This is a genomic window from Mesorhizobium sophorae (genome assembly GCF_002270415.1).
Taxonomy (GTDB): domain Bacteria; phylum Pseudomonadota; class Alphaproteobacteria; order Rhizobiales; family Rhizobiaceae; genus Mesorhizobium; species Mesorhizobium sophorae.
In genome coordinates, this window is record NZ_NNRI01000001.1 from 358,983 (window position 1) to 384,130 (window position 25,148).

The 25,148-nt window shown below is 63.2% G+C and carries 18 protein-coding genes; 5 read left to right on the plus strand and 13 right to left on the minus strand.

Features of this window, described 5'->3' with window-relative positions; all coding sequences use genetic code 11:
• Positions 1-97: 97 nt before the first annotated feature.
• Genes tagF through tssA form a run of 13 tightly spaced genes read right to left on the minus strand, consistent with a single transcriptional unit; the run spans position 98 to position 16,161 of the window.
• A complete protein-coding gene (tagF, locus tag CGZ66_RS01470; RefSeq protein ID WP_095080763.1) occupies positions 98-634 on the minus strand; it encodes a type VI secretion system-associated protein TagF in 537 nt (178 codons plus the stop codon).
• On the minus strand, positions 616-4,155 hold the full coding sequence (gene tssM, locus CGZ66_RS01475; RefSeq protein WP_095080764.1) for a type VI secretion system membrane subunit TssM: 3,540 nt from the start codon (positions 4,153-4,155) through the stop codon (positions 616-618). Before tssM ends, tagF begins: the two co-directional genes overlap by 19 nt.
• A gap of 1 nt (position 4,156) precedes the next feature.
• Positions 4,157-5,479 carry a type IVB secretion system protein IcmH/DotU gene (icmH, locus tag CGZ66_RS01480; protein ID WP_095081084.1) on the minus strand — a complete coding sequence of 441 codons (1,323 nt, stop codon included), beginning with the start codon at positions 5,477-5,479 and terminating at the stop codon, positions 4,157-4,159.
• A 4-nt stretch (positions 5,480-5,483) separates the two neighbouring features.
• Positions 5,484-6,818, minus strand: a complete 1,335-nt coding sequence (tssK, locus tag CGZ66_RS01485) for a type VI secretion system baseplate subunit TssK (RefSeq protein WP_095080766.1) — start codon at positions 6,816-6,818, stop codon at positions 5,484-5,486.
• Between the two features lie 39 nt (positions 6,819-6,857).
• A complete protein-coding gene (tssJ, locus tag CGZ66_RS01490) occupies positions 6,858-7,310 on the minus strand; it encodes a type VI secretion system lipoprotein TssJ (protein WP_095080767.1) in 453 nt (150 codons plus the stop codon).
• 3 nt (positions 7,311-7,313) lie between these two features.
• Positions 7,314-8,783: a type VI secretion system-associated FHA domain protein TagH gene (gene tagH, locus CGZ66_RS01495; protein WP_095081086.1), complete on the minus strand. Its 1,470-nt coding sequence runs from the start codon at positions 8,781-8,783 to the stop codon at positions 7,314-7,316.
• Complete coding sequence (gene tssG, locus CGZ66_RS01500; RefSeq protein ID WP_095080769.1) at positions 8,780-9,847, minus strand: type VI secretion system baseplate subunit TssG; 1,068 nt, start codon at positions 9,845-9,847, stop codon at positions 8,780-8,782. Before tssG ends, tagH begins: the two co-directional genes overlap by 4 nt.
• A complete protein-coding gene (gene tssF, locus CGZ66_RS01505; protein ID WP_095080770.1) occupies positions 9,811-11,685 on the minus strand; it encodes a type VI secretion system baseplate subunit TssF in 1,875 nt (624 codons plus the stop codon). Before tssF ends, tssG begins: the two co-directional genes overlap by 37 nt.
• 1 nt (position 11,686) lies before the next feature.
• The gene (tssE, locus tag CGZ66_RS01510) at positions 11,687-12,442 is read right to left on the minus strand and encodes a type VI secretion system baseplate subunit TssE (RefSeq protein ID WP_095080771.1); all 756 of its coding nucleotides are present in this window, start codon (positions 12,440-12,442) and stop codon (positions 11,687-11,689) included.
• Entirely contained in the window at positions 12,429-12,884 is a 456-nt protein-coding gene (locus tag CGZ66_RS01515; protein ID WP_095080773.1) for an Hcp family type VI secretion system effector, read from the minus strand. Before CGZ66_RS01515 ends, tssE begins: the two co-directional genes overlap by 14 nt.
• Before the next feature lie 49 nt (positions 12,885-12,933).
• Complete coding sequence (tssC, locus tag CGZ66_RS01520) at positions 12,934-14,439, minus strand: type VI secretion system contractile sheath large subunit (RefSeq protein ID WP_095080774.1); 1,506 nt, start codon at positions 14,437-14,439, stop codon at positions 12,934-12,936.
• A 3-nt stretch (positions 14,440-14,442) separates the two neighbouring features.
• Positions 14,443-14,982: a type VI secretion system contractile sheath small subunit gene (tssB, locus tag CGZ66_RS01525; protein WP_095080775.1), complete on the minus strand. Its 540-nt coding sequence runs from the start codon at positions 14,980-14,982 to the stop codon at positions 14,443-14,445.
• Positions 14,983-14,988: 6 nt separating this feature from the next.
• Positions 14,989-16,161, minus strand: a complete 1,173-nt coding sequence (gene tssA / locus CGZ66_RS01530; RefSeq protein WP_095080776.1) for a type VI secretion system protein TssA — start codon at positions 16,159-16,161, stop codon at positions 14,989-14,991.
• A 219-nt stretch (positions 16,162-16,380) separates the two neighbouring features.
• Between tssA and tssH the strand changes: the two genes are divergently transcribed.
• The 5 genes from tssH to CGZ66_RS01555 all read left to right on the plus strand — a co-directional run bounded on the left by tssH (position 16,381) and on the right by CGZ66_RS01555 (position 25,122).
• On the plus strand, positions 16,381-19,191 hold the full coding sequence (gene tssH / locus CGZ66_RS01535; protein ID WP_095081088.1) for a type VI secretion system ATPase TssH: 2,811 nt from the start codon (positions 16,381-16,383) through the stop codon (positions 19,189-19,191).
• 471 nt (positions 19,192-19,662) lie between these two features.
• Positions 19,663-21,198: an FGGY-family carbohydrate kinase gene (locus tag CGZ66_RS01540; protein ID WP_095080778.1), complete on the plus strand. Its 1,536-nt coding sequence runs from the start codon at positions 19,663-19,665 to the stop codon at positions 21,196-21,198.
• Positions 21,195-21,971, plus strand: a complete 777-nt coding sequence (locus CGZ66_RS01545) for a DeoR/GlpR family DNA-binding transcription regulator (RefSeq protein WP_095080779.1) — start codon at positions 21,195-21,197, stop codon at positions 21,969-21,971. The genes CGZ66_RS01540 and CGZ66_RS01545 overlap by 4 nt, the downstream gene beginning before the upstream one ends.
• Positions 21,968-23,680 (plus strand): glycerol-3-phosphate dehydrogenase/oxidase, encoded by a 1,713-nt coding sequence (locus CGZ66_RS01550; protein WP_095080781.1) that lies wholly within the window; start codon positions 21,968-21,970, stop codon positions 23,678-23,680. Before CGZ66_RS01545 ends, CGZ66_RS01550 begins: the two co-directional genes overlap by 4 nt.
• Positions 23,681-24,099: 419 nt before the next feature.
• Positions 24,100-25,122: a sugar-binding transcriptional regulator gene (locus tag CGZ66_RS01555; protein WP_095080782.1), complete on the plus strand. Its 1,023-nt coding sequence runs from the start codon at positions 24,100-24,102 to the stop codon at positions 25,120-25,122.
• Positions 25,123-25,148 lie beyond the last annotated feature (26 nt).

Sequence of the window (25,148 nt, forward strand, 5' to 3'; positions counted from 1 at the left end):
CAGAGGAGGGCTGAGACAGACTTCGCCTGGCGCAATGCCCTTGCCACCACTGCCCTTGTGAAAGAAGCCCATGCTCTGAAGACAGTAAGGCCCATCGTCAGATATCCTCGATTGCGGGCTTGGTGGCGCGCAGCTTCGGCAGGGCGTTGTCAGCGAGGTCGTGGATATCAGCGAAGCAAAACTCGGTGACGCCGAAGTCATCGCACCAGAACGTTAAGGCGGAAGCGTCGCCCGTGCTCGTCTCTCTCAGCAAGGCCACCGTCTCTGCTAGTTTGGTGGTTGACCAGTTACCTTCCACAGCGCCATTAAGGCATGCGGCGATTTCGTCAAACCATCTGGCGGTTGGCTCCGGCGGCGGTCCAAGCCTTACAATGGCAAAGGGGTATCGGCGCCCTACGCGGTCGTAGCTCATGCGCCATGCCCCGGCACAGGGCTGGTCGCCGAAGATGCCGGCCGGCACGGTGAAGCGCCATACGCGCGAGTCAAGTTCCCCCTCATCGGGTCGCGCCAGCAATTCCATCGACATCCAGCGGTCCCAGCGGTCGATGAAAGCCCGCGGCAGGTTCCAGGCGACGAAATCTCCGGTCGCCGGGATCTTTCCGAAGAAGCCGGTGCTTATATCTGCGGTGGACATGAGAATTTCTTGAACATTTCCAGATTGTACGGGTTTTCGACGCTGGCGGCCTTGAGCTCGAAATCGGCGTACATGCCTTTCGTGCCCAGGCGCAGGCTGTAGACATCGGACAGCGAAGTGCCGGCGAAGCGGCCGCTGCGCAGCATCCTCAGCCATGCCCAGCTGCCGGTCTCGTTGAGCAGGACTTCGGGCGATCCGTCGATCGGCTGGAAGGCGAGCGTAATGACCCCGGTGCCATCCTTGCCGGGCCAGGTCATCGGCTGCGGCCGCGTCGCGTTGTTGTAGTAGACGAGGCTCTGGCCATCGAGATTGAGCGTGACGCGCGTGACGTTGGGAGACAGATCCTTCGGCTCGAGCGTGAAGCTCATCACCGGTCCGGTACCACCGGGAAAGAGATCGTCGCGGATATGCCTGGCCTGCTCGAACGCCGGCAGCGCCGCAGGATCGAGGCCGAAATCGGCGCGCCACTTCCATGGCTGGCTGGTCGTGTCCACATAGTTGATCAGGTGGTCGTTGATGAAACCGTCGATCAGCCCGGCCGGTCCGAACAGGCGGGCGAAATCACGCACATTGACGTCCACAGCGCTCTCGGCGCTGAAGGGATAGCGGTCGTTCAGCGCGGCCTGGCAGAAAGGCAGTATGTCGGCCCGCCAGATGGCGTTGAGCTCCGAAGTGACCGCTTTCTGAGTCAAATTGCTGGTATCGCCGGCAATCCCGCCCAGCCAGGTGTTGATGGGGTCGGGCAGGATCTGTGCCTGCCTGGCGACCGCGCCCGTCAGTTCGGCAAGGCCGCCCTGCTTCTTGATGGCGTCCTGCGGATTGGGGTTCGCGGTGACCGTCTGCAGCACGTTCGAAAGCGCGGTCAGCGCGACAACCGCGGCATCCAGTGCCGGCGGCTGGCCGTCGACCTCGGCGATGGTGCTCTTGAGCGGTTTGAAATGTTCGGCCACCAGATTGCCGGTCAGGTCCACCTCGCTGGCCGATCCGGCGCGGGGAAGCAGTTTCGCGCCGCTTGTCGCCAGCTTGCCGAGCTTGCCAAGCTTGCCGAGCAGTTTCGAAGCGCCCTTGGCCGCCGCCTTGTTGTCGGCGGGCGCGTCATCCTCGGAGCGCGTCAACTCGGTCTCCTGAACGACCGCCGTAAGCAGCCGCTTCAGCGCCGAGTCTGCACTCGACAGGTCCTTCAGATTTTCGCCGGCGACATTGAGATCGGTCAATGGCGCCAGCCTCATGTCGCGCAGGAAGCTATCCCATTGCGCGATATAGTCGTCATAGTAGAGCTTCAGAATATCCTCCGACAGCGCCGAGACCGAAGTTTCTGAGTTTTCCGAGCAGCCGCCGGCGAAAACGGCGCGATCGAGCGCCGCTTGGGCGGCGACATCGTCGATGCGGTCGAGAATGACATCGTGGAAGCCGGTATAGGTGAAGGCTCCCGAAATCCCGACGCGAAGTGTCTTGGCGGATCGCCGTGCAAACACCTTGCCACCGTTGGGGCCGGCGAAATTGGCCGGGATCCACTCCTTGAGCCCGGCCACTGCCGGATCGGCCAGCAACTGCTTGTAGGCACGCGCCGGCAGTGAAATCGTGCACACCGTCTTCAACGCTTCGGCAACCAGGGCCTGGTCGGGCGCAATATAGCTTTCGTCGACCGTCATGCGGCGGATGGCGGCAAGCTGGTGTTCTTCGGCATCGGCTGTCGGAAATGGTGCCGCGGCGGCGAATTCGGGCAGGCTGTTGACCCACCAGTTCTGGGCGAAATCGGGATCCATCTGCGACAGCCCGGTCATCATCCGATAGGTCTTCAGCGCCCCGAGCATGAAATCCGGATCGCGGATCTGCCGCCACATGGTCGCCTCGAGCAGTGCGACCATGCGTGGCTCGAGGACGTTGCGCAGGGCGTGGTCGTAGGTGTCTGTCTGTGCCCGCACCAGTTCCGCCGAGGCCGATGGCCCCAGCAGGTCCTGGGCGGCGCCCGGCGGTTCTATCCGGGCACTTGCGACCGCGTCCATCGCACCGAGCGCGCCGTCCATGGCAGGCTGTTCCACCGATGCAGGGGTTGCGGCAACAGAGGTCAGCGGAGATTGCAGCGCTTCGAACTGGCCTGCCTGGGCCGAGATGGCATTGCGGTTGTCGTAGTAGGACCAGGTGAACACCGCACTGGCCAACAAACCCGCCACGGCACATGCAGCCGCGGCACCGCGCCAGATCCAGGCGCGGCGGCGTTGCGCCAGCGGGTCGAACGTACCGAGGCCGGCTTCCTTGAAGATGACTTCGGTGAGCAGGTTCTTGAGGAAGAAGCTGCGTTTCTCGACCCGTGGTGCGGGGAGGGCCCGGCGTGGCGGTAGGCCGAAGGAAGAAGACAGCGCCGCGGTCAGCCGGTCGATGGGCGCCCCTTCCTGCGTCGCCGATGTCAGGTAGAGCCCGCGCAGCCAGGCGACCTCTTCATACCGGCTTTCGCCGAACATCGCCTCGACCAGCACCTGGATCGGTTCGGACAGGCTTGCGAGTTGGGCGGGAAACCGGAAGATCTCGGCACGGGCGGCGAGTTTGTCCTCATCCTCCAGGCGCGGCACCAGCCGCCGCTCGAGTTCCGTCGCCAACGTCGAAATCTCTCGTTCGATGGTCTTGGCATCCACACGCGCATCCAGCGCGAAGGTCGTTCCCCATACCTGCTCGCGCGAGGCAGTGGACAAGCCGCCGAAGAAAGCCTCGAAACCCTTGATCAGATCGGCCTTGGTCAGCATCAGATAGACCGGAAGGCGGATTTCGAGGCGGTTGTTGAGCTCGGCCAACCGGCGGCGGATCTTGCGGCCGTGCGCCTTGATGGCGTCGTCGCCTTCCGAAAGCACGTCGATCGAAAGCGCGACGATCACGCCGTTGAGCGCGCGGCGGCCCCGGTGCTTCTTCAACAGGTCGAGGAAGCCCAGCCATTCCGCCGCGTCCACATCGGGCTGGCTCTCCTGCTGGACATAGCGGCCGGCGGTGTCGATCAGAACCGCGTTTTCGGAAAAGAACCAGTCGCAGTTGCGCGTGCCGCCGACCCCCTGCAGGTCGTCTGTGAGGTCGATCGGAAAATTCAGTCCGGACTGCCGCAAGGCAGTGGTCTTGCCGGTGGCCGGCGGCCCGACGATCACATACCATGGCATTTCGCGCAGAAACTTGCGTCCGCCCAGCTTGCGGCGCTTCAGTTCGGCCATCACCTCGGCGAACTTGGCGCCCACGGCTGCGACATTCTCTTCGCCGGGGCTGAGCGGCTTTTCCACTGCTGGTGCGGCAATCTCGGCGACGAACATGCGGTTGGCGCGGATCGCCCGGCGCTGGGCGACGATCAGCCAGATCAGCCAGAAGATGACCAGCAGCGCGATGATGACGATGCGCACATTTTCAGAGGCGAACGGTTCGTAGGGACCGACCCTGACGATCGGACCGAACACCCAGATGACCAGGGAAAGCAGCGTGATGCCGATCAGCGTCCACAGCCAGCGTGATGTCAGAACTGCCCACAGGAAGCGCAGGATGAACATCTCACAGCCTCTTTTCGACGAGCACCTCGACGCGGCGGTTCAAGGCCCGCCCCTCGCGCGTGCTGTCGGTGGCCACTGGATCGGTGGCTGCGCGGCCCTCGGAACGGACGCGATCCTGCGGCACTCCGTTCTGGACCAGCATGTCGGCAATCGTCTGGGCGCGAGCCTCGGACAGTCGCTGGTTGGTCGACAGCGGATTGGTCTTCTGCAGCGGAACGCTGTCCGTATGACCGATCACCGTGATCTTTCCGATGAGCTCCTGATTGGCGAGGATCACCTTGGCGATCGACCCGATCAGGGGCTCGAAGCCCTCGGTCAGTTGTGGCCGCGACGACTGGAACAGTTCGGGGTTGGAGGCCTGGATGATCAGCTTGGCCACCGAAACGCTTTCGGTACCGCTGAGGGCGGATTTCAACTCGGCCGGCGCCCCGGCCTGAAATTCCGGCAACAGCGCAAAATCCACTTTCTCCGGCGGCGGTGCATCGACCTTGGGCGATGCCCGGGTGATGTCGCCACGTGCAGGCGGCGGCAACGCGCGAACAAGCGCGGAAAGCTCGACCGCCTGGCTGCTCAGTCCCGTCGAGAGCCCGACATGGACTGCCGTGGCGATGACCGCCGCACCGAGCGCCATGACCCAGATCGGAACGATGAAGCGCTGCGGCTCGTCGGATGCGATCACGCCCTTCCAGTTTGGCGACAAGGGCGCGCCTTCGGCATCGACATCGCGCAAGAAGCGTGCCGCCGCCACGCGAACGGCATTGATCGAGCGGTCGCCTGACCGGTTTGCCACACGATATTTGCCACGGAAGCCAAGCGCCAGGCAGTGATACTGCAGCTCCAGCAATTCGCGATCCCGGTTCGGATGGCGCTCGAGCTCGTCGAGACGTGTGAAGAACTGCGTTCCGGCATCGACATCGCCGCGCAGCATGACCACGAGCGGCTGCCGCGGCCAGGCGCTGGCCCCGCCCCATGGCGTGTTCAGGGCCAGGTCGTCGAGCAGCGCCGCCACGACCCATGCTGCCTGGTCGGCCCGCTCCATTGAGGATCCCGCCGTCATTGCCGTGTCGCGGGCCCGCACCAGTTCTTCGAGCAACCGGGTACGCAGTGCTTCCGGATTGTCCGGCGCCAGCGCGCTTTCAAGTTCGGGAGCGAACTCGAGCAAAGGCGCGAATGCGTTGACGAGCGCGTTCGGGTGGGTGCGGGATCGCTTGACCACCGCGCCCGGCAAGAGTGGCGCCATGGGCCGCGGCATCGGCGCGCCGGTCAATCGAATACGAGTGCGTTCGCGATCCTCCGACAGTCCGAAAGGATCATCGCGGCTCATCATCTCACCTGTTCACCGAATAGCAGTCCACCTGCGGCTCGCTTGGCAACACGCCCGAAACGCCGATGACGAAGCCGGGAGCATCGAGCAGCGACGCCCAGTACTCGCTCTTCTGGTCCAGCTCGAGGCATAGCCGATCGCCATCGTAAGGGATTTCGCGCGGCTGCGAATGAAGCGGTTTAAGCGGAATGCCGGGCAAGCGCGATTTCCACAGGCCCTCGAACTGGTCGGCCGAGCCGACGGTCGCCTGGTTGACGAATATCTTGCGCAGCGCGTCCTCCGACAGCTCCGAACCGACCCGGATGACGATCCGGCTGGCCACCAGCAGCTTCGGGTTGTCGATGCGGATTTTCCAGACATTGGTCGAATGCCTCATGACCGGCAGCGCACGCGATTTCGGCTCGATGTAACGCAGGCTGAGGATGAGCGAGCGCAGCGCATCCGCCAGCGCCGAATAGGCGGGGCCAGGGGCCATGTGATCGTAGGCCGGCAACTCGCCCAGCCGCCGCGCGCTCGATCCGTAGGTGGCCATCGAACCGGCAAGCCCGGCTAGCTCCAGGTAAAGCTCGGCCGGATGGAAGACATCTTGGGCCAGTATGTGGGCCAGCCGCGGGCGCGCCGCATTGGCGAGATTGAGCATCAGCAGATCTTCGACGCTGCGCCCAGGCCCACCCATGACCATCTTGCCATGCGCCTCGGCGATCTGGTCGAGACCGGTGACAACTTCCAGCAGCAATTGCCGATACCAGGCCACCGCGCCGGTAATCAGTGTCGGTGGCAGGAAGGTCTCGTCCAGGGAGACGCCGCCATCGGCTCGAACGCCCTTGAGGTCGGCTATCGGCAAGGCCGTGTAGCCACCGACCGACTTGCCGGGTGCAAGCAGCAGCGCCTGCGGGCGGGCGATTTCGATTTCTTCAGGGTCTGAACCGCCCTGGACGGCGTCACGCACCGAAACGATCCGTCCATGATATCGGGCTCCCGAGGCTGCGGCGTGCGCCGGATCGAAGCCGACACCGCCGGCAGGCTCCAGCGGCAAGGCGACCAGCACCGGTCCGGCGCCCGTGTCCGGGGTCACCGGCAGCGGTCTCGGCGCGTCCATCATGTCTGGGATGGAAAAAGGCGTTCCATCCGGGAAGATGCCCCGTGCGGACAGGATCGAAATCTGGCCGGCGTCCAGCAATGCCTGGTCCAGCGTCAGCTGTTGAAAGCCGAAGGTATGCAGTTGCCCGGCCTGCAACGCGCCGCGCACCGTCGCCTCGAAGAAGCGATCCTGCTGCTGGAAATGCTGGGTCCGCAGGAAAAGCCCCTCGGACCATAGCACCCTGTTTGCATCGCTCATGCCGCTGCTCTCTGCATTGAGCTCCCCTTGCCTTGGCTGCTAGGCGGAAATGCCGCCGCTGCCAAGCGTGACGTTGATCGTGAATTTCGATCCCGGCGATACCGACTTGGTTGTCCGCCAGTTCCTGCCGCCAGGCTCGCGGATCAGTGCTACGAAGCCCAGCGCCGTCGCGTCCGGCTCGACGGTGATGGTTTTGGATGCGGATTTCCCCGGCCCGACAGCGATCTGGTCGGACCCGATAAGATCGCCTGCCAGCGCCGTGCCGGCATCCCCCTGTAGTGCAAAATAGTCGGCGGAATTGAATTTGCCGGCGCTTTTCAGCCGCATCACGAGAACCGTCACCGGCCGATCGCCGCCACCTGGTCCTGCGTTCATGCCGGCCCCGCCGGTCACGTTGACGGTGATCACCGATGGCTTTGGCGGACCACTCTGGCAGGCCGCAAGCAACCCCGTCGCGCCCAGGGCAACGACAAATTCACGTCGATCGATCATCTCTCACTCCTCCTCGTAAGCATCCCGAAAATCAGCGCCGATTTCGCCAAGGAAGCTTTTTTCCGCGCTCTCGGCGATTTCACGATGGCGTTTCTGATAAAGCTCCCACAGCTTGGCGCCGCGCCCGCCCGAAAGCAGGGTGCCGATTGCCGAATTCGATTTCAGCTCTTCCTCGATCTCGGCCGGGTCAAAACGGTCGATCATCCGCCGCAAGGCGGCCTGTATGCCGCGCCAGGCGCGCACGTGATGTTGCGCGAGATCGCGGACCGCGTCGGCGATTGCCGCTTCGCCGGCGAGAAATCCCGGGCTGCGCTCGGCGATAAGCGTGACGATGGCATCATCGACCGTTGGCAGAAACTTGAGCGGATTGACCTCGGAGGCTCCGACCATGGTTTGCGCGACGCGGGCGTTTCCCTTTTCCTCGGCCCGTTTGCGCAGAAGCTGCATCAGGCCTTCCATCATCAGCCGATACTCGCGGCCAAACTTCTCCATTTCCGCGATGCTGTCGCGTCCGGGGAAATCGGCTTCCTCGACGCCCATCCCGTGCAGGAATGCCGAGCGAAGCGCCGACTCCCCCGGCTGCGGCGCGGCGGGCGGGCGGGCGGGTTTGGCAGCAGCGACCGCACGTGGTGGGGGAGGGGTATCCGCCGCTTGCACGGGCAAATCCCAGGGATTGGCGGATTGGGGTCGTTGGGCGGCGCGCTCGCGCTGTCCGGTCGAGCCGGCGCCGTTTGCCGAACTGGGCACTGCCGCCGGTCCGAAACCAAAATCATCATTGAAATCGGGTGGCTTTCCGGCAGTTGGTTCGGCTCCACGGCTTGGGGATGGCGCCGGCTCGAGGCTGAATGGGTCCGCCAGGTTCGCAGCACCGCTCGGCTCGAGAAAAGGGGCGGCGTTTCTCGACACAGGCGTTGCAACCGGATCGAGGCTGAACGGGTCATCGAAAGCAGGTGAGTTGCGCTGGGATGCGGCACGCTCGAACGCGCCCGGAGCCGGCTGCTCGAACGGGTTCGGCAGGTCGGCCGGACGTGGCCGTCGCGGCTCTTCTTCGACCTTGGCGGAAAAGAAGTCATCGCGGCCGATACTCACCGGTGCCCGAGATGGCTGCGGTACGCGTTCGGGAACCGGCTGGCCGGCTGCGGGTGCTTGAGCGACCGGCGTTTGCAGGTCGACATAGACGATGTAGTCGCCCAGCCTCAGCCGCATGCCGCTTTGCAGGCGCGCCGACTTGCCGGCGCCGAGCGGGCTGTCAGAGCCGTTTATGAACAATCCGCTGCTCGACGTGTCGGTGACGAAATATCCGTCTCGCCCGCCAGAAATCTTGCAGTGAGCCCGCGAAACGAACATGTCGGGATCGTCGATCTGCCAGCCCGCATCGGCGCTGCGGCCGATCACCAGCTCACCCTCGTCCAGCCGGGTCTGCCGTACCGCCTGGGTGCGTGGCCCTTGCTCCAGCGTCAGCAGCAGACTCATGCCGCGACCCCCGCGATTTCCGGCCGCCATCCGACGATTGTCCGCAGCCGCATGTCGTCAGCATCGCCCCTTTCGGCGGGCCGCGCAAGCCAGGTGGTTCGGCCGAGCTGTGCCGATCCGATACGCGGCGGCGGCACTGCTTCGCACGCAAGCACGATGCGCAGGTCGACGTCGAGCGATTCCCCGATCATGTCGCGAACGGCCTGTTTGAACAGTTTGAGTCGCTGGCCGCCAGGCAGGAAGGCCTTGAAGTCCTCGTACCCCAGCGGGCCGACGCGCAGTTCGATCCTGCTCTGGCGGTTGAAAACCCGCGGGCCGATCGTCGCCCCCCGGCCGAGCCCCGCATAGGCCTTTGCAAGGCGGGTCTGGAGGCCGGTCGGCACGGTTATCCAGGCAGCGATGAACTCCCTGATCTGCACGGGCACCTTGAATGCTTCCGCCAGGAACAGTGTCAGCCGTTCCGGGCCGTCGACCTGGCTGGCGAGCGAAGCCGCCTGGCGAAGCTTTACCGTATCGAGATCGGCGTCCTGGGTGCCGGGAAGTCCGATCCCAGCCATCGCTTCCAGCATAGCGCGAACACGTCCGCCGACCGCGCGTTCGACCTGTACGGCCGGATGCGCGTCCGCCCACGCCCGGTAGTAGAGGGCAATCATGCGGTGCTGCAGAATGTTGACGAAGTCCACGAACGTCGTGTCGCTGGTCAGCTGTGCGTCGGTGCCGGCGAACCAGCGCTGCGACAGGCGGTCGAGCACCCAGCGCGTCAGATGCAGCGGCATGGGACCCTCGGGTCCCAGCAGGCCAAGATTTGCAACCGTGACCCGGGCTGGCGTCTCGCCATCGGCTTCGCGGAACTGAACCAGGTCCCGCGCCGAAAAGGCGAGGCGCACATGCTGGCCGAGCCGTGCCGGCTCACGGTCGGGGCGGCCGGAATGGCCGAACAGACCGCTCCGCTGTTCGAGACGGCGCAGCAGTTCGAAGAAGTCGAACGTCTCGGACAGACCTTCGACCCGGTTCGGGCTGGGCTGGTCTAGATCAGGTAGCGATTGCCGGGCGTCATCGGCCATGGCACATCCTCCTGCTTCTGCAGCAGCCGCGTGCGGGTTCGCACGAAGCCGTTTATTCCGGCGTGGCGGGCAAACAGCCGCGCCAGCAAGGCCGAAAGCAGCAAGGTGCTTTGGCCGGCCAGGACCGATTGATCAACGTGCAACGTCACTTCGGTGCCGCGTCCGAAGCACATCGGCCCATCGATCTGCAGCCGTTCGATGACCGGCTGCGAGTCGATACGCACGATCGAATGCACATTGCGCGCAAGGCTCGGATCGCCGCGATCGGCATAGAGGTCGAGCAGAGCATGCAGAGGGTCGATGCCGCGGCCTTCCTTGGCAAGGCTGAGGAAGTTGAGCGCGAGCTGCGCCACCAGCCTCCAGGCAAGATCGTCGGCCCGCGATTCACCGTCGGCCCCAGCCGGCAGTGCCGCGGGGATGGCCGGCTGTGGTGGACGCAGCGCGCCAAGCAGCCTGACAGTTTCGACCGGGTCGCCGGCCTCCAACGTCAATGTCGGATTGTCATCGAGGATCGGCAGGTCACGATTGGTGCAAAGCGCCATGACGTCGAGACGCTTGAGCGGCCGGTTCGCCGGGCTTGCGAGCGGCCGGGATATGGCCAGGAAAACGTCATCCCCGGTGTATGACGTTCGGGTCAGTCCGTCGCGCCGCTCCTCCTCCGTCGCCCGGCGTGGGCGCCGCTCAGTTGAATAGACCCAGCCACTGCCGCGGTTCTGCCCCAGGCTGAAGAGTTCGGGGATTTCGGCGTCGTTGCCTTCTGTGTCGGCATCCTCCACGCGGATGACCCGGTAGATTTCGAAGTCGCGCGCCCGCGTTCGGTCTGCATGCAACACCTGCCGCGTCCGGCGCGCATCGACCTCGATGACGTTGCACTCACGCTCGAACAGATTGATGATCGGCGTTGCGAAAAGTTCGAAGTCCGCCGGTGTCAGGTCGGCAAGTTCGGGCACCGCACGTCTGAACAAGAAGATGATCTCGAGCCCGGCGGCGCATCGGCGCACGACGGGCTGAAGCCCGGAAACCCGCGCATAGTGAAAGCGCTCGGGCATCATGAAATATTCGCGCAGCAGACGGTACCCCTCGAATGTCGGACGGGTACGAGGCATCAGGGCCTCGTCGTCGCTGATGCCGACCATTTCGGGTGCCGGCAGGGGCGACAACGGGTTGGTCTTGCCTTCCGGGCGTGCGCCAACGGCCGAGCAGGCGCCGAAAATCGCATCGAACAGGAGCGGCGCCTTGGTGCGTCCAGCAAAATAGAGGTCGAGCCGGTCGAGCGCCAGTTCGTCGAGCCTGCCTTTTCCGGTTCGGGCCAGTACGATGCGGAGCGCCGCCGCGCCGCCGCCGCCGCCGATCGGCCCTATGCCGGCCATGGCCAGCGCGCTGCGATCCTGGAAATAGCTGACCGAAGTGACCGCTATCGGCCATAGGGTCATTTCTTGCGCGGTGGAGAACGTGCAGCGCGTCGACAGGCCTGGCTGCAGGCTGGAAACCAGCCGCGTGTTACGCTTGACGACGTGGCCGGCGAGCATGGTCTGGACCTGCTGGCCGGGTTTCAGCACCGCCATCGCCGTTGCCGGCGCCGGCGTGACCAGATCGGGATAGAGAACCTCGAGCACGCTGCGTGAAAATCGCGAGCGCTCGGCATCGACCTTCAGCCGGGTGCGCGCGGCAAGGAAGGCGACGCCGTCCAGCAGTCGCTCGACATACGGGTCCGGACATGGGACCGTATCGAGGGAGAGGTTGCGCGCCACCGCCGGATGCATATCGGCAAATTCCGCCGCGAGGCCACGGATATGGGTCAGTTCCTCCTCGTAATATTCGACGAAGACCCGATCCATCTCAGGCGTCCCTAATTTCGGTCCGCGCCAAGCCGTTATCGAGATTGATCGTGGTGCGCAGGCGCATGCGTTCCGGCGTCGGCGTCATGATCAGCACGGCGTCTATCTCGATCTTCAGGCCAACGGTCTTGTCGCCAAGGGTGACCGTAACCGTTGTTGCTCTCTCCCTGAGGCGAGGCTCGAAGGTGGCGAGCACCGCGCGGATCTCACGCGCCAGCACGTCGCGATCAAAGTCGCGGGACGACCGGCCCGAGAAGGAAGGCACGCCGTAATTGACCACGCTTCGACGCACCTCTGGAAAATCGGCGAGCGAAGGTGGATTGTCCGACACCTGTTCGTTTTCCAGATCGGAAAGCAACGGTGTGGCCTCGAAGCGCTCGGTGTTGAAGAGCGCCTCGATGTCACGCCGCACCGCTTCCCTGAGCACGCGAGCCGAAACCACCACGCCGCGGCTTTCGATCTCGACGCGGTGCTGGGTCTGAAAGGCCAATCGATGCAGTCGCCGTTTTTGATCGGGTGTCAGCTCCGCATCGGCGTCTATGGTGCGCGCACTGCCGGCGACGAGTGTGTCGAGACGGTCCGCGCCAAGCTCGTCGAGCAAGACATGGCGCAGCCCGTCTATCTCCGAAGTCAGGCCCGGCAGGTCATTGACGAGGCGATCCCAAAGTGAAGGCTGGACGGCCTCGCTTTTTGCCCGCAAGCTGCCGGTAGTCTGCTGCTTGCCCGCGCCGGGTCGCCGAACCTCACTTGCCGACATAGACATCCATTTCGGCTTCATCATTGCCGTCATAGACGAACTTGATCTTCTTGTAGGCGAAGCTGACCTCTTCCTGGATCAGGTCTTCCTCGTCCGGCGCCTGCGACATGTCGTATTCCATGATCGAGGCGTCGGTGAGGGTGACGACCAGGTAATCCTTGGTCTCGCCATCGATGGTCCGCCGTGCCGAGAACACCACCTCGTCCAGGGCCTTGTTCTCGAACAAAGCCTTCTTCAGGTAGGGCGAGGATTTGTCGTAATGTTTGATGAACTTGATCATGCCCATGGACACGCGGCCACGGCGTGAGAGCGAATTCGGATCATAAGGTGCGACCATCTTGTAGTCGACGCCATGGATTTCGATCTCGTCATCGTGGCCGTCGCGGGTGCTCGGGCCTTTGATATCCGGAACCTTCAGAAAACCATCAATCTTCACTGGCATTGTCTTTCTCCACCGCTTTCAAACAAAAACAAGGTCTGGTTGCTGCAAATCAAGTCTTCACGGACGGTAGTTCCGACACCAGTCGGAGCGAGGCATTGATGCCCTCCAGCTGGTAATGTGGGCGCAGATAGAAGCGGGCAGCGTAATAGCCAGGACGCCCCTCCACACTGTCCACCTGAACCTCGGCGGCGGCAAGCGGGCGCTTGGCGCGCGCCTTGTCGTCGGCAAAGGCCGGGTTGGCCAGCACGTACCGGTTGATCCACTCGGTCAACCAGATCTGCATGTCGGAGCGCTCCTTGAACGAGCCGACCTTGTCGCGCGCAATGGCCTTGAGGTAGTGCGCAAAGCGCGAAACCGGGAAGAGATAGGGCAGGTTGGCGCTCAGCCGCTCGTTCGACTGTGCGTCAGGGTCGACCAGCCGTCCCGCCCGCGTCTCGTCGTCCTGCAGCGAGTGCGCGCCGATGAAGGCCGCGAGATCGGTGTTCTTCCGGTGCAGGATCGGCATCAGGCCGAGTTTGGCCAGTTCGGCCTCGCGTCGGTCGTCGATGGCGACTTCGGTCGGGCATTTCATCGCGATCGACCCATCATCGGTCGGGAAGCTGTGCACCGGCAGGTTCAGCACCGTGCCGCCGTTCTCGACGCCGCGGATCTGCGTGCCCCAGCCAAACAGCTTGTGGCTGCGGTTGATGTTGACGCCCATCGGGAAGGCGGCATTCATCCAGACATATTTGTTGTGGTCGCCCTGCACCTCTTCCTCGAAGGTGAAGCCCTTCACCGGAACGGTATCGGTGCCGTAGGGCAGCCGGGCCAGGACGCGGGGCATGGTCAGGCCGATGTAGCGAGCGTCCTCGCTCTCGCGCAACGACTGCCACGATGCATAGGCCGGGTTGGAGACGATCTGCTGCAGGTCTTGCGGGTTTGGCAATTCCTGCCAGCTGTCCATGCGGAACAGGCGCGGCGAGGCGGCTGCGATGAACGGCGTATGCGCCGAGGCGCAGATGCCGGAGATGTTGCGCAGCAGACCGACGTCGCGCGGGTGGTTGGAGAATTCGTAGGCGCCGACTACGCAGCCGATCGGCTCGCCGCCAAGCATCGAATACTCGTCTGTATAAACTTTCTTGAAGATCGGGCTCTGGTCCCACATCTGGCCTTCAAAGTCTTCGAGCGTGTCTGCCAGCTGTTCCTTGGAAATGTTCATCACCCGGATCTTCAGCTTCTGATCCGTCTCGGTGTTGTTGACGAGATACCAGAGGCCGCGCCATGTGCCTTCCATCTCGCGCACTTCCGGCGCATGCAGGATCTCGTTGACCTGCGTGGTCAGCATCTTGTCGATGCCCGCGATCAGCGACTTGATCGACTTGATCGCATTGGACGAGATGGTCGTGGTGTCGGAACGGGACTGCGCCGCCAGCGCCAGATTGCGCACGAGCTGCTGCAGCTTCTCGCTGTCGTCCTTCTTGACCTTGAAATCCTTCTCGAGGAGCCCGCTGAATTCTCCAAGGTCTATGGCTTCGGCCTCGGCGGCGACGGCGGCGGTCTTTTGCTGTTCGGCCATGATCTACTCCCCTGCTTTGTCGTCGTCGGTCAGCGCCTGACTGGCGATCTTGCCAAGAAGCGGCTCGTTGTTCAGAAGCTGCGCGATGCGCTTTTCGGCGTCGACGCGGCCATCCATGAAGCCCAGCAATTCCTCGAGCTGACGACGCATCTTGAGGATCTCGGCCAGTTGCGGAACTTGCGCGGCGATCTTGTCCGGGGCGAAATCGCCCATTTTGGTGAAGGTGAGATCGAGCGCCAGTTCCTCGTCACGCTCCTGGCCTTCGGCCTGCGGCAGCGTGTTCTTCACCCGGGCTTTGACGCGGGGACCGAGCGCCTCCATGAACTTGGGGAAGCGGTTCGCGTCGGTCTCGACAAAGGAGCGGTCCAGCACCGACTTTGACGCTTCCTTGGTTTGCGAAGCTCCGGAAAGATCGGCCATCACGCCCATGACGAACGGCAGTTCGATCGTCGTCGGGCTGCCATAGGTTTCTACATCGTAGGCGATCTGCACCCGCGGCGCGCGATTTCGTTCGATGACCTTCGCTTTGCTTTCGGCTGGCATGTGTTGTTACCTTTCATCCTTCTGAGCCGCCTTCTTGGCATCGGGAACGCCGGCAAGGAGCCGGAATTCCTTCAGCCCCGACGGGGCGAGATCTTCCATAAGTTCAACGAAATCCATGTGCACCATCCGGCGCACACGCCGAGCCAAGTGCGGGATCGGGCTCGACGGCTCGGTGCGGTCATAGAAGGCGACGACGAGGTCGAGGCATTTCACCACGTCGTCACGCGAGGAAATCCGGTCGGGAAGCCCCGTGCTCGGGTCCGCGTAGCTTGCCATACTTGCCATCGCATCGGCTCCATGACCGTTTCGGGCAGGCGTTGCCGGTTCTGCCGGCGGGGGTGGCTTGGCCGCGCCATTGGCCACGGCGCCGGCTGCCGAATTCCGTTCGAGGGTCGTCAGCAAACGCTGCAGAAACCGCTTTAATTCCGGAACCGGAGCGCCGCCCCCATCGAGACGAGCGTTGAGGGCGGTCTCGACGGCATCGAGGGCCGCCATCGCCGCCCGGGTGTCGGCGATGAGCAAGACCATCTCTGCGTTGGCTTGATCCATCTGTGCCGCGCATCCGGCACGCACCCGGTTCAAGAGTTGTCCGTGCGCACTGACCAGTGCCGCCTTTTCTGCCACGTTCAACCCCGAGGCAGCTTCCTGGAGCATGACGCGGTCGTCGAGCGCACCCTTTTCCAGGTCTACGCCCTGAATCGGGCCGATTGCGCGCGGCGCAAAGAACGTCATTTGCCGCAGGTTCGCCAACAACCCGTCCTGACCATTCTGCAGGTCGAGCAGCGCGTTGATGCGGCGCAAGGCGGCATCGCGTGGCGAAGCGCCGGGCCGCAATGCCGGATGCATGGTTTCCCAATACTGATCGAAAGTCTGCGCAATGAGGGTCAGGCCCTGCGCGAGGCCGGCCAGCCCCTCTTCATTGGCCAGTGCGCGCGTGACGATGACGAGCAGGCGCAGGTCCCGGCCATGCGCGCGCAATTCATCTGCCTTGGCGAGCACCGCCGCCCAGTCGGCCGGAATGGTGCTTTGCGAAGTGGCCTTGTTGTTGCCGTCGTGGAGGACCTTGATCTGGGCTTCCGTCAGGCGCTCCAGCTCATGAAAAGCCGGGTCGTTGCGCAAATCCTCCCCGGACGGATTTTCACCGTCGAGCGGAGCAAGCCAGAGTGCGAGATCAATCACACCAACCCCCAGCGACCGGCCGTCAAACCGTACGTGACACGACGTTATCACACCGTTGTACTTTACCACAATTCAACGACTGCTCAAAAATTAACAGAAGCTAAATGCGACCTTCTTGAGTACCGGCTGACTGCGCATCTAGCCTCGTCCATCACGCACTTTGTCAATCGGCGGCTTATGTGGCAGGTTATCGACTGGCAGATTGCAGGAGCACGTTCGATGGAACAGCGCCGGTCGTCGCAGAGCTTCAAACGCAAGGAACTGGTCGGCAAGCTCAATCCTGTCGGGGTGCGCGCCTTCAAGGCCGCGGCCGATACCGCCAAGCTGCGCGGCAATCCTTACGTCGAACTCGTCCACTTCATCGAGCAACTGGTGCTTTCGGACCGCTCCGATGTGCAAATGATAGTCGCCGATGCGGGACTGGATGCGAGCCGGCTCACGGCCGATATGACCCGCGCCGTCGACAAGCTGCCTTACGGCGCGACGTCGATAGAGGAATTTTCCGACCATATCTTCCACGCCATCCAGGAAGCCTGGAACCTGGCGACGCTGGAATTCGGCGTCGAGGAAGTCCGCAGCGCACATATTCTCCTTGCCTGCCTGAAGACGCCGGTGCTGGAAGGCCTGCTGTCGAAGATCAGTTCCGAGTTCGACAAGATCGATGCCGACGCGGTCATCGCGCGGTTCGCCGATGTCGTGGAAGGTTCGCTCGAAGCCGGTGCGGCCATAGCGGTTCCCACGGCCGAAACGCCGAAGCGGGCTCCGGGCGGGGATTCGGCGCTGGCGAAATACGCCACCGACCTGACCCAGCGCGCCCGCGACGGCAAGATCGATCCGGTCGTCGGCCGCGATCCGGAGATTAGGCAGATCGTCGATATCCTGATGCGACGCCGGCAAAACAACCCGATCCTGACCGGTGAGGCCGGGGTCGGCAAGACGGCGGTCGTCGAGGGTTTTGCCTTGCGTATCGCCCAGGGCGACGTGCCACCAACGCTGCAGGATGTCAGTGTCCGCATGCTCGATGTCGGATTGATGCAGGCGGGCGCAAGCGTGAAGGGCGAGTTCGAAAAACGGCTCAAGGCTGTCATCGACGAGGTTCAATCGTCCGAAACGCCGGTCATCCTGTTCATCGACGAAGCCCACACCTTGATCGGCGCCGGCGGCGCGGCAGGAACGGGTGATGCCGCCAATCTCCTGAAACCGGCGCTGGCGCGTGGCGAACTTCGCACCATCGCGGCAACGACCTGGGCCGAATACAAGCAGCACATCGAGAAAGACCCGGCGCTGACCCGCCGTTTCCAGGTGGTGAAAATCGACGAGCCGTCGGAGGCGGTGGCGGTTCTCATGTTGCGCGGCGTGGCCGGGGTTCTGGAGCAACACCACAAGGTGCAGATACTGGATGAGGCGATCGAGGCGGCGGTCGGCCTGTCGCATCGCTATATCCCGGCGCGGCAATTGCCCGACAAGGCGGTGAGCCTTCTCGACACCGCTTGCGCCCGTGTCGCCATATCGCAGCATGCCACGCCGGCCGAGGTCGAAGACATCATGCGTCGCCGCCAGGCGCTGGAGGTCGAACGCGGTATCATCGGCCGCGAGGCCGCGATCGGCATCGAAGTGGCCGAGCGGCAGGCGCGGGTCGACACCGGCCTTGCCGAAACCGAGGTCTCGCTGGCCGCAGCGCAACAACGTTGGGATCGGGAAAAGGCCCTGGTTGCCGAGATACTCGAATTGCGTGCCCGGCTGCGCGGCGAAGGTGTGCCGCTCGATGCGGTGGAGACGCCTGAGGCCAAAGCCGAGACGGCAGGTGCGGACGCCGCGGAGACTCCCTCGCCCAAGGCCGAAACGCCCCAAACCGAAACGCCCAAAACCAAAAAAGCCAAGGCCAAGACTGCCAAGGCCGATGTGGAGACACCGGCGGCGGCCAATGCCCCTCCACCCGAACCGGACGCCGATCTCGCCCGGCTGCGCGAACTGACGGCCGAACTCGCCGAGGCGCAAGGCGAGACGCCGCTGATCCTGCCTTCGGTCGACCGCAACGCCATAGCGGCGGTCGTTCAGGACTGGACGGGAATCCCGACCGGGCGGATGCTGTCGAGCCAGACCGAAAAGGCGCTGCGGCTCGCCGCGACCCTGTCCGAACGCGTGGTCGGCCAGGATCACGCCATGGAGATGATCGCCAAGCGTGTGCAGACCAGCCGCGCCGGGCTCGGCGCGCCGGAAAAACCGGTGGGCGTGTTCCTGCTCTGCGGCCCCTCGGGCGTCGGCAAGACCGAAACCGCATTGGCGCTGGCCGAAACGCTCTATGGGGGTGAGCAGAACCTGATCTCGATCAACATGTCCGAATTCCAGGAGGCACATACGGTCTCCACCTTGAAGGGCGCTCCGCCCGGATATGTCGGCTATGGCAAGGGCGGCATCCTGACCGAGGCGGTCCGCCGCAAGCCCTATTCTGTGATCCTGCTCGACGAGGTCGAGAAGGCGCATCCGGACGTGCACGAAATCTTCTTCCAGGTTTTCGACAAGGGCATGATGGACGACAGCGAGGGCCGGCGCATCGATTTCAAGAACACGCTGATCCTGCTCACCTCGAATGTCGGCTCGGAGGTCATCATGGACCGGACCAGGAACGGCACGCTGCGCGCCGGGCTCGACGATCTGGACACCGCCTTGCGCAGCCCGTTGCTGAAGGTCTTCCCCGCAGCCTTTCTCGGCCGCGTGGTGACCATTCCTTACTATCCGCTTTCGGATTCGATGATTGAAGCGATCACCCGCCACCAGTTCGCCAAGATTGCCCGCCGGCTGCGCGCAACCAACGACGCGGAATTGGTGATCGGCGACGGCGTCATGGACTTGGTCAAGGCCCGCTGCACTGAGATCGAATCCGGCGGGCGGATGATCGATGCCATCCTGACCAACACGCTTCTGCCGGAATTGAGCCGCGGCGTGCTGAACCGTTCGCTCGGGGGTGAAAAGATGACGAAGGTGACAGTCGGCGCCTCCAAGGAGGGCTTCACCTATTCCTTCGAGTAGCGGAGGCTGGGCTCCCCGTCACCGAAAGGTTGGCACATGAAGTCTTCAGCCTGCCGATGCACCCCTACCTGGAAGAAGCCACGCAGGACTTCATTGTCGAAGCAATCCATGAGGTCCTGAATCCGTCGGCTTGATTCCACGGCGTCCGCGGAGATTTCGAGTTCGAAAGGCCTGGCCGTTCCGACCGAATGAACGATCTCGGTGGGATATTTTTGTAGAGAAAAATTTCAACAAAATCAGAAAGTTAGTAAGTCTCTGATTTTCGATAACGCTCATTTTCAGCGATGCCAGTGGCATTGTCTCACATATTGACGTTAAATTCACATCGCTATATGGTCCATTCAATCCGCAAGGTGTCAGCCGCATTGTATCGCCGTTGCCCATTGATTGTCGCCATATCTGTAGCCCTTGCCCCAGCCTGCAGGATTGTCGCGCAGTGCGCATCGCCAGTTGCCGAAAGAGGCGGTGATCATGCCCAGTTTGCTCGGAATCGATAACGGTCTCACGGTCACCAAGGCGGTGATCTTCGACGCCGATGGCACGCAGTTGTCGGTGGCGCGCCGGCGGGTGCCGCAGTCGATGCCCCATGCGCGCTGGGTGGAGCGCGACATGGCAGGCCTCTGGCAAGCGACCGCCGACGCCATCAAGGAAGCGATCGCGCTCTGTGGCCGGCCGGCGGACGATATTAGGGCGGTGGCAGCGACCGCGCATGGCGACGGTCTCTATCTGCTAGACAAGGATCGTCGGCCGCTAGGGCCCGGAATCCTGTCGCTCGACAGCCGCGCCGGCGAGATTATCGAAAGATGGTTGGCGGACCTGGTCTTCGACGAAGCGCTTGCGTGCACCGGCCAGGCGCCGCATGTTTCGGCGCCTTCGGCGCTGCTTGCATGGCTCAAGCAGAACGATCCGGATTGCTATGCTCGCATCGGTCACATACTGGCCTGCAAGGACTGGCTTCGCTTTTGCCTGACCGGCACGATCGGTACCGACCGAACGGAGGCCAGCACGTCGTTCACGGATTTCCGTACGCAGGCCTACGCGCCGGAAGCGATGCAGATCTTTGGATTGGGTGACCTTTTCGACGCGCTGCCGCCGGTGGCGCATTCGTCCGACATCGTCGGCCAGGTCACTGCCGATGCCGCCGAAATGACTGGCCTTCGCAAGGGAACGCCGGTCGCGTGCGGTCTGCACGACGTGACCGCTTCGGCGCTTGGCATGGGCGGCCATGAGGAGGACGTGCTCAGCATCGTTGCCGGCACCTATTCCATCAACGAAGTCGTCTCTTCGAAACCGCTCGTCGACCGGCGCTGGTTCTGTCGCAACGCCATCGATGCAGGCCGTTGGAACAACATGGCGATCTCGCCGGCCTCGACCGCAAACTACGACTGGTTTCTCGACACCTTCTGCCGCTCGGAGCAGGACAGGACAAACGCCGATGGCGGCTCCATCCACGAACTGCTGGCAGCAGAGATCGACGCGGCGCTGAAGAAGCCTTCGACCATCCTGTTTCATCCCTATCTGTTCGGCTCCCCCTATGGCGACGTTGCCAGCGGAAGTTTTGTCGGCCTGCATGGCTGGCACGATCGCGGCGACATGCTGAAGGCGGTTCTGGAAGGCATTGTTTTCAATCATCGCACCCATGTCGAAGCCTTGCACGAGGGCTTCGCGGTCCGCGAGATACGCCTGACCGGCGGCGGTTCGCGCAATCCGGCTTTCGTCCAGATGTTTGCCGACGTGCTGAACGCCCCGGTCACCATCACCTCGACCGACGAGGCCGCCGCCTTGGGTGCCGCCCTTTGCGCCGGCGCCGCAGTCGGTATCTTCGCGACGCCGCAACAGGGTGCCAGGCAGGTCGGCATGACGGCGCGCCAGTATCAGCCCGTGCCTGCCTCCAGTGCTGTGTTCAGCGAGCGGTTTTCCCTCTATTGCCGCATCGCCGAGCAACTGAAGTCGCAATGGCCTGAGATCGAAAGGCTGGCGCGGCCAGACACCTGGGGGACTGCATGATCAAGGCCGACGAACGACGCGAAGAGATCGCCGAGTATGTGATCAAGCTCGGCCAGGTGCGCATCGACGATCTGGTCGAGCATTTCGGCGTATCGCGCATGACCATCCACCGGCACATCGACCGGCTGGCGCAGCAGGGCGTGCTTCGCAAACTGCACGGCGCGGTGACGGTTCAGCCTTCCGGCCTCTACGAAAGCGCCTTTCGTTACCGGGTAACGGTCAACAGAGCCGAGAAAGATACGCTGGCGCGGGCGGCACTGGATTATGTCGAAGCCGGACAGGTGGTCATGCTGGACGATTCATCGACGGCAAACGCCGTCGCCACGCTGCTGCTCGACGTCAAGCCGCTGACCGTCATCACCAACAGCGTGGCGACGGCTTCGCTGCTGACCAATGTCGACGACATCGACTTCATCTGTCTTGGTGGCAAGTACCACGGCACCTACAATGCCTATATCGGCATCGTCTGCGAGAACGCCGTGGCGCAGCTTCGCGCCAATGTCCTGATCTGTTCGGCTTCGGCCATCACCGGAACCACGGCCTTCATCCAGGATCCCAATGTCGTGCGGGTCAAGCAGGCGATGATGGCCGCATCGGTGAAGCGCATCCTGCTGGTCGACCATGCGAAGTTCGACCGGATCGCACTGCATGTCTTTGACGATCTGACCAGCTTCGATGCCGTGCTGACGACCGAGGGGCTGGGCGATGCACAGGCGCAGCACCTCGAACGGGCTGGAGTGAAGCTGCGCATCGTCAAGACGACGGCACAATGAACCCAGCCGACACAGCAGGTGAGGAAAATGCGGCCGGGCGTCTCGCCGCCATGGCCGCGGCCGGCGAGGTCGACGTCGTCGTTCTTGGCGCCGGCATCAACGGGGCCGGGCTGTTTCGCGACCTGTGCGCGCAAGGCGTTAGCTGCCTGATCGTCGACAAGGCGGATTTCGGCTCAGGCACCAGTGCCGCGCCGTCGCGGCTCATCCATGGCGGGTTGAAATATCTCGAAACCGGCGAGTTCGGGCTGGTGGCGCAGTCGACGCTCGAACGCAACCTGCTTTTGCAGAACGCGCCGCACTATGTCAGCCCGCTGCCGACCGTCATTCCGATCTTTTCGTGGAGCAAGGGCATGCTGGCGGCGCTGCGAACGCTGTTCGGCTCGACCAGCGCGCCGCGCAGCCGCGGCGCTATCCTGATCAAGATCGGCCTGATGATCTACGATTTCTACGGCTCGCGAAACCAGGTCATGCCGCGCCACCGCATGGTCGGACGGCGGCAGGCGCTCAGTGAGATGCCGGCGCTCAACCCTTCGATCGTCGCCACCGGCACCTATTACGATGCCAAGATAAGCCATCCCGAAAGGCTGGTGCTCGAGTTGATCCTCGACGGGTTGCGGTCCAATGCAGCCTCCGCCAGCACGAACTACACGGCGCTGGTGGCTTCGGCCGATGGCGTACTGACCTTCCAGCCGGAAGATGGCGACACATTTTCGGTACGGCCAAAGCTGGTGGTCAATGCCGCCGGTCCCTGGATCGACGATGTCAACGCCTTGCTCGGTGCACCGTCGAAGATGATCGGCGGCACCAAGGGCTCGCACATCCTGCTGAAGCATGACGAACTGGTAAAAAGCTTGGCCGGGCGGATGCTTTATTTCGAGGCCGATGACGGCCGCATCTGCCTTGTCTACGACTATCTCGGTCTGGCGCTGGTCGGCTCGACCGACATCAAGGCCGACAACCCCGACGAGGTCCGCTGCGAACCCGACGAAGTCGACTATCTGCTCGAGAGCGTGCGGACGCTGTTGCCGGGCATGATTTTCGAACACGCCCAGATCGTCTACGCCTATAGCGGCATCAGACCGCTCCCGGCCTCTGATGCATCGCTGCCAGGCCTGATCAGTCGCGATCATTCCGCTCCGGTCGCCGAGCCGGACCGGGACAGGCCCTTCGCGGTCATTTCGCTGGTCGGCGGCAAATGGACGACATTCCGGGGCTTTGCCGAGGAAGTCGCCGACGCGATACTCGACCGTCTGCGGCGCAGCCGTAAGGTAACGACGCAATCCATGCCGATCGGCGGCGGCAAGGACTTCCCCGCCAATGCGGCGGCGCGCGCAAGCTGGCTAGCCCAGGCCCGGACGGAGACGGACGTCGACGAACGACGTCTCGACCAATTGCTGTCGCGCTACGGGACCAAGGCCCTGGAGATTGCCACTCATGGGCTAGATGGTCAGGGCGATTTGCCGGACTCCCACAGCTACGGCAGATCGGAGATCGACTACATCGTTCGCAACGAGTTCGTCGAACACCTGGCCGACATCGTCATGCGTCGCAGCACGCTCGCCATAGGCGGCTCACTGACAAGCCGCGATCTGCAGGAGATTGCCATGATCGCCGGGCGGGCGCTGGGCTGGAACGCCAAGCGCATTGCGCAGGAAGTCGAGGCTGCTGTCGTGGAGCTCGAAGGCAGGAACCTGATGCGGCTGGACTGAGCGCGTCATCGACAATGCCGATACCCTTTTTCTGGGCAATCCGATCGGTTTGCTCCTGGTTGCGCCGCGCACCCGAAATGTCCCAACTCACAGATGGATTGGGATTTTTATACCGACGAAAATATCTCATTAAAAACAGACATTTAATTGGCATGTTGGCGGAATGCGCCTCCATGATGCCGCCAACGAAGACATTTGATAACATCAATTGACGTTAATTTAACATCGCCATATGATCAACCCAACATGCCGACCTCCTAATGGACCGACGCCGACCGAGAGGGCGACGTATCGGCGAGGGGCGAGGCCTGTGGATCCCCGCAATGGCCTGGGAGCCAGGCGGAGGGATTGACAGCGATGCAAAGGTATGAAAATTTTTGCACACAAAGATAATAATATCATCTCGGGGAGGAGATGGCTTGAAATCTGGCGGAACCGCTAGCCGCGACCACGAGTCCAGCCTCGCCACACGCGCGGCGTGGCTTCACTTTGCCGGGGGTCTCACGCAGGCCCAGGTCGCCAAGCGGCTTGGCCTGACCAGCCTCAAGGCGCATCGGCTCATCACCAAGGCCAACCAGGAAGGTCTGGTCAGGGTCTTTATCGACGGCGACGTCGCCGAGTGTGTGGAGTTGGAGCAGCGCCTGACCGCCGCATACGGGCTCGATTATTGCGAGGTGGTCCCGGATCTGGATCAGGAAGACCTGCCGCTCAGGGGACTGGGCATCGCCGGAGCGCAGTTCCTGAAGCGCGAGATCGATCGTGGCGAAGACATGCTGATCGGCGTCGGCCATGGCCGAACCCTCGCGGCCAGCGTCGAATATCTGACGCGCACCCCTGCCGCCCATATCCGTTTCGTTTCGCTGCTTGGCGGCGTGACGCGCAAATTCGCGGCCAACCCGCACGACGTCATGCATCGGCTGGCCGAACGGACCGGCGCGCAGGCCTATGTCATGCCGGTGCCTTTCGTCGCCAACACCGCCGAGGACCGCGAGGTGCTGCTCGGCCAGCGCGGCATCAGCGATGTCTTCGCTCTGGCAGGTCGGTCCGACCTGATGTTCGTCGGCATAGGGACCGCCGAGCGGGAAGCTTCGCTGGTCGCAACCGGCATGATCGAGCATTCCGAAATCGATGAGGTCAAGCGCGATGGCGGCGTCGGCGAGCTGCTCGCCCACTTCTTCGACGACCAAGGGCGCCCTGTGGAAACGGCGCTGTCGGAAAGAATCCTGGCGCTGCCGCGGGAGCAATTGAAAGGCCGCAGGATTGTCGCCGTCGCCGGCGGCAAGGTGAAAGTGCGGGCGATCAAAGCAGTGCTCGAAAGCCGTTACCTGAGCGGCCTGATCACCGATGAATGCACCGCCCGTGCCCTTGTGGAACTGAACCAATCCAATGGAGCGGCCGGCGCGGCGAAGCGCCATGTGAACGGAGGATCGTCGAATGCGTGACAACGGAAAACCCGCATCGCCGGTGT

Bases quoted from the DNA above. Each gene is read 5' to 3' on its own strand.
- tagH (WP_095081086.1), bottom strand. From the start codon at position 8,783: ATGAGTCTGCTGCTGACGCTGGAGCAAGGGCCACGCACCCAGGCGGTA.
- tagF (WP_095080763.1), bottom strand. From the start codon at position 634: ATGTCCACCGCAGATATAAGCACCGGCTTCTTCGGAAAGATCCCGGCG.
- CGZ66_RS01545 (WP_095080779.1), top strand. From the start codon at position 21,195: ATGATCAAGGCCGACGAACGACGCGAAGAGATCGCCGAGTATGTGATC.
- tssB (WP_095080775.1), bottom strand. From the start codon at position 14,982: ATGCCAGCCGAAAGCAAAGCGAAGGTCATCGAACGAAATCGCGCGCCG.
- tssC (WP_095080774.1), bottom strand. From the start codon at position 14,439: ATGGCCGAACAGCAAAAGACCGCCGCCGTCGCCGCCGAGGCCGAAGCC.
- tssF (WP_095080770.1), bottom strand. From the start codon at position 11,685: ATGGATCGGGTCTTCGTCGAATATTACGAGGAGGAACTGACCCATATC.
- tssJ (WP_095080767.1), bottom strand. From the start codon at position 7,310: ATGATCGATCGACGTGAATTTGTCGTTGCCCTGGGCGCGACGGGGTTG.
- CGZ66_RS01550 (WP_095080781.1), top strand. From the start codon at position 21,968: ATGAACCCAGCCGACACAGCAGGTGAGGAAAATGCGGCCGGGCGTCTC.
- CGZ66_RS01540 (WP_095080778.1), top strand. From the start codon at position 19,663: ATGCCCAGTTTGCTCGGAATCGATAACGGTCTCACGGTCACCAAGGCG.
- CGZ66_RS01515 (WP_095080773.1), bottom strand. From the start codon at position 12,884: ATGCCAGTGAAGATTGATGGTTTTCTGAAGGTTCCGGATATCAAAGGC.
- tssK (WP_095080766.1), bottom strand. From the start codon at position 6,818: ATGAGCGATGCAAACAGGGTGCTATGGTCCGAGGGGCTTTTCCTGCGG.
- tssM (WP_095080764.1), bottom strand. From the start codon at position 4,155: ATGTTCATCCTGCGCTTCCTGTGGGCAGTTCTGACATCACGCTGGCTG.
- tssH (WP_095081088.1), top strand. From the start codon at position 16,381: ATGGAACAGCGCCGGTCGTCGCAGAGCTTCAAACGCAAGGAACTGGTC.
- tssG (WP_095080769.1), bottom strand. From the start codon at position 9,847: ATGGCCGATGACGCCCGGCAATCGCTACCTGATCTAGACCAGCCCAGC.
- tssE (WP_095080771.1), bottom strand. From the start codon at position 12,442: ATGTCGGCAAGTGAGGTTCGGCGACCCGGCGCGGGCAAGCAGCAGACT.
- icmH (WP_095081084.1), bottom strand. From the start codon at position 5,479: ATGAGCCGCGATGATCCTTTCGGACTGTCGGAGGATCGCGAACGCACT.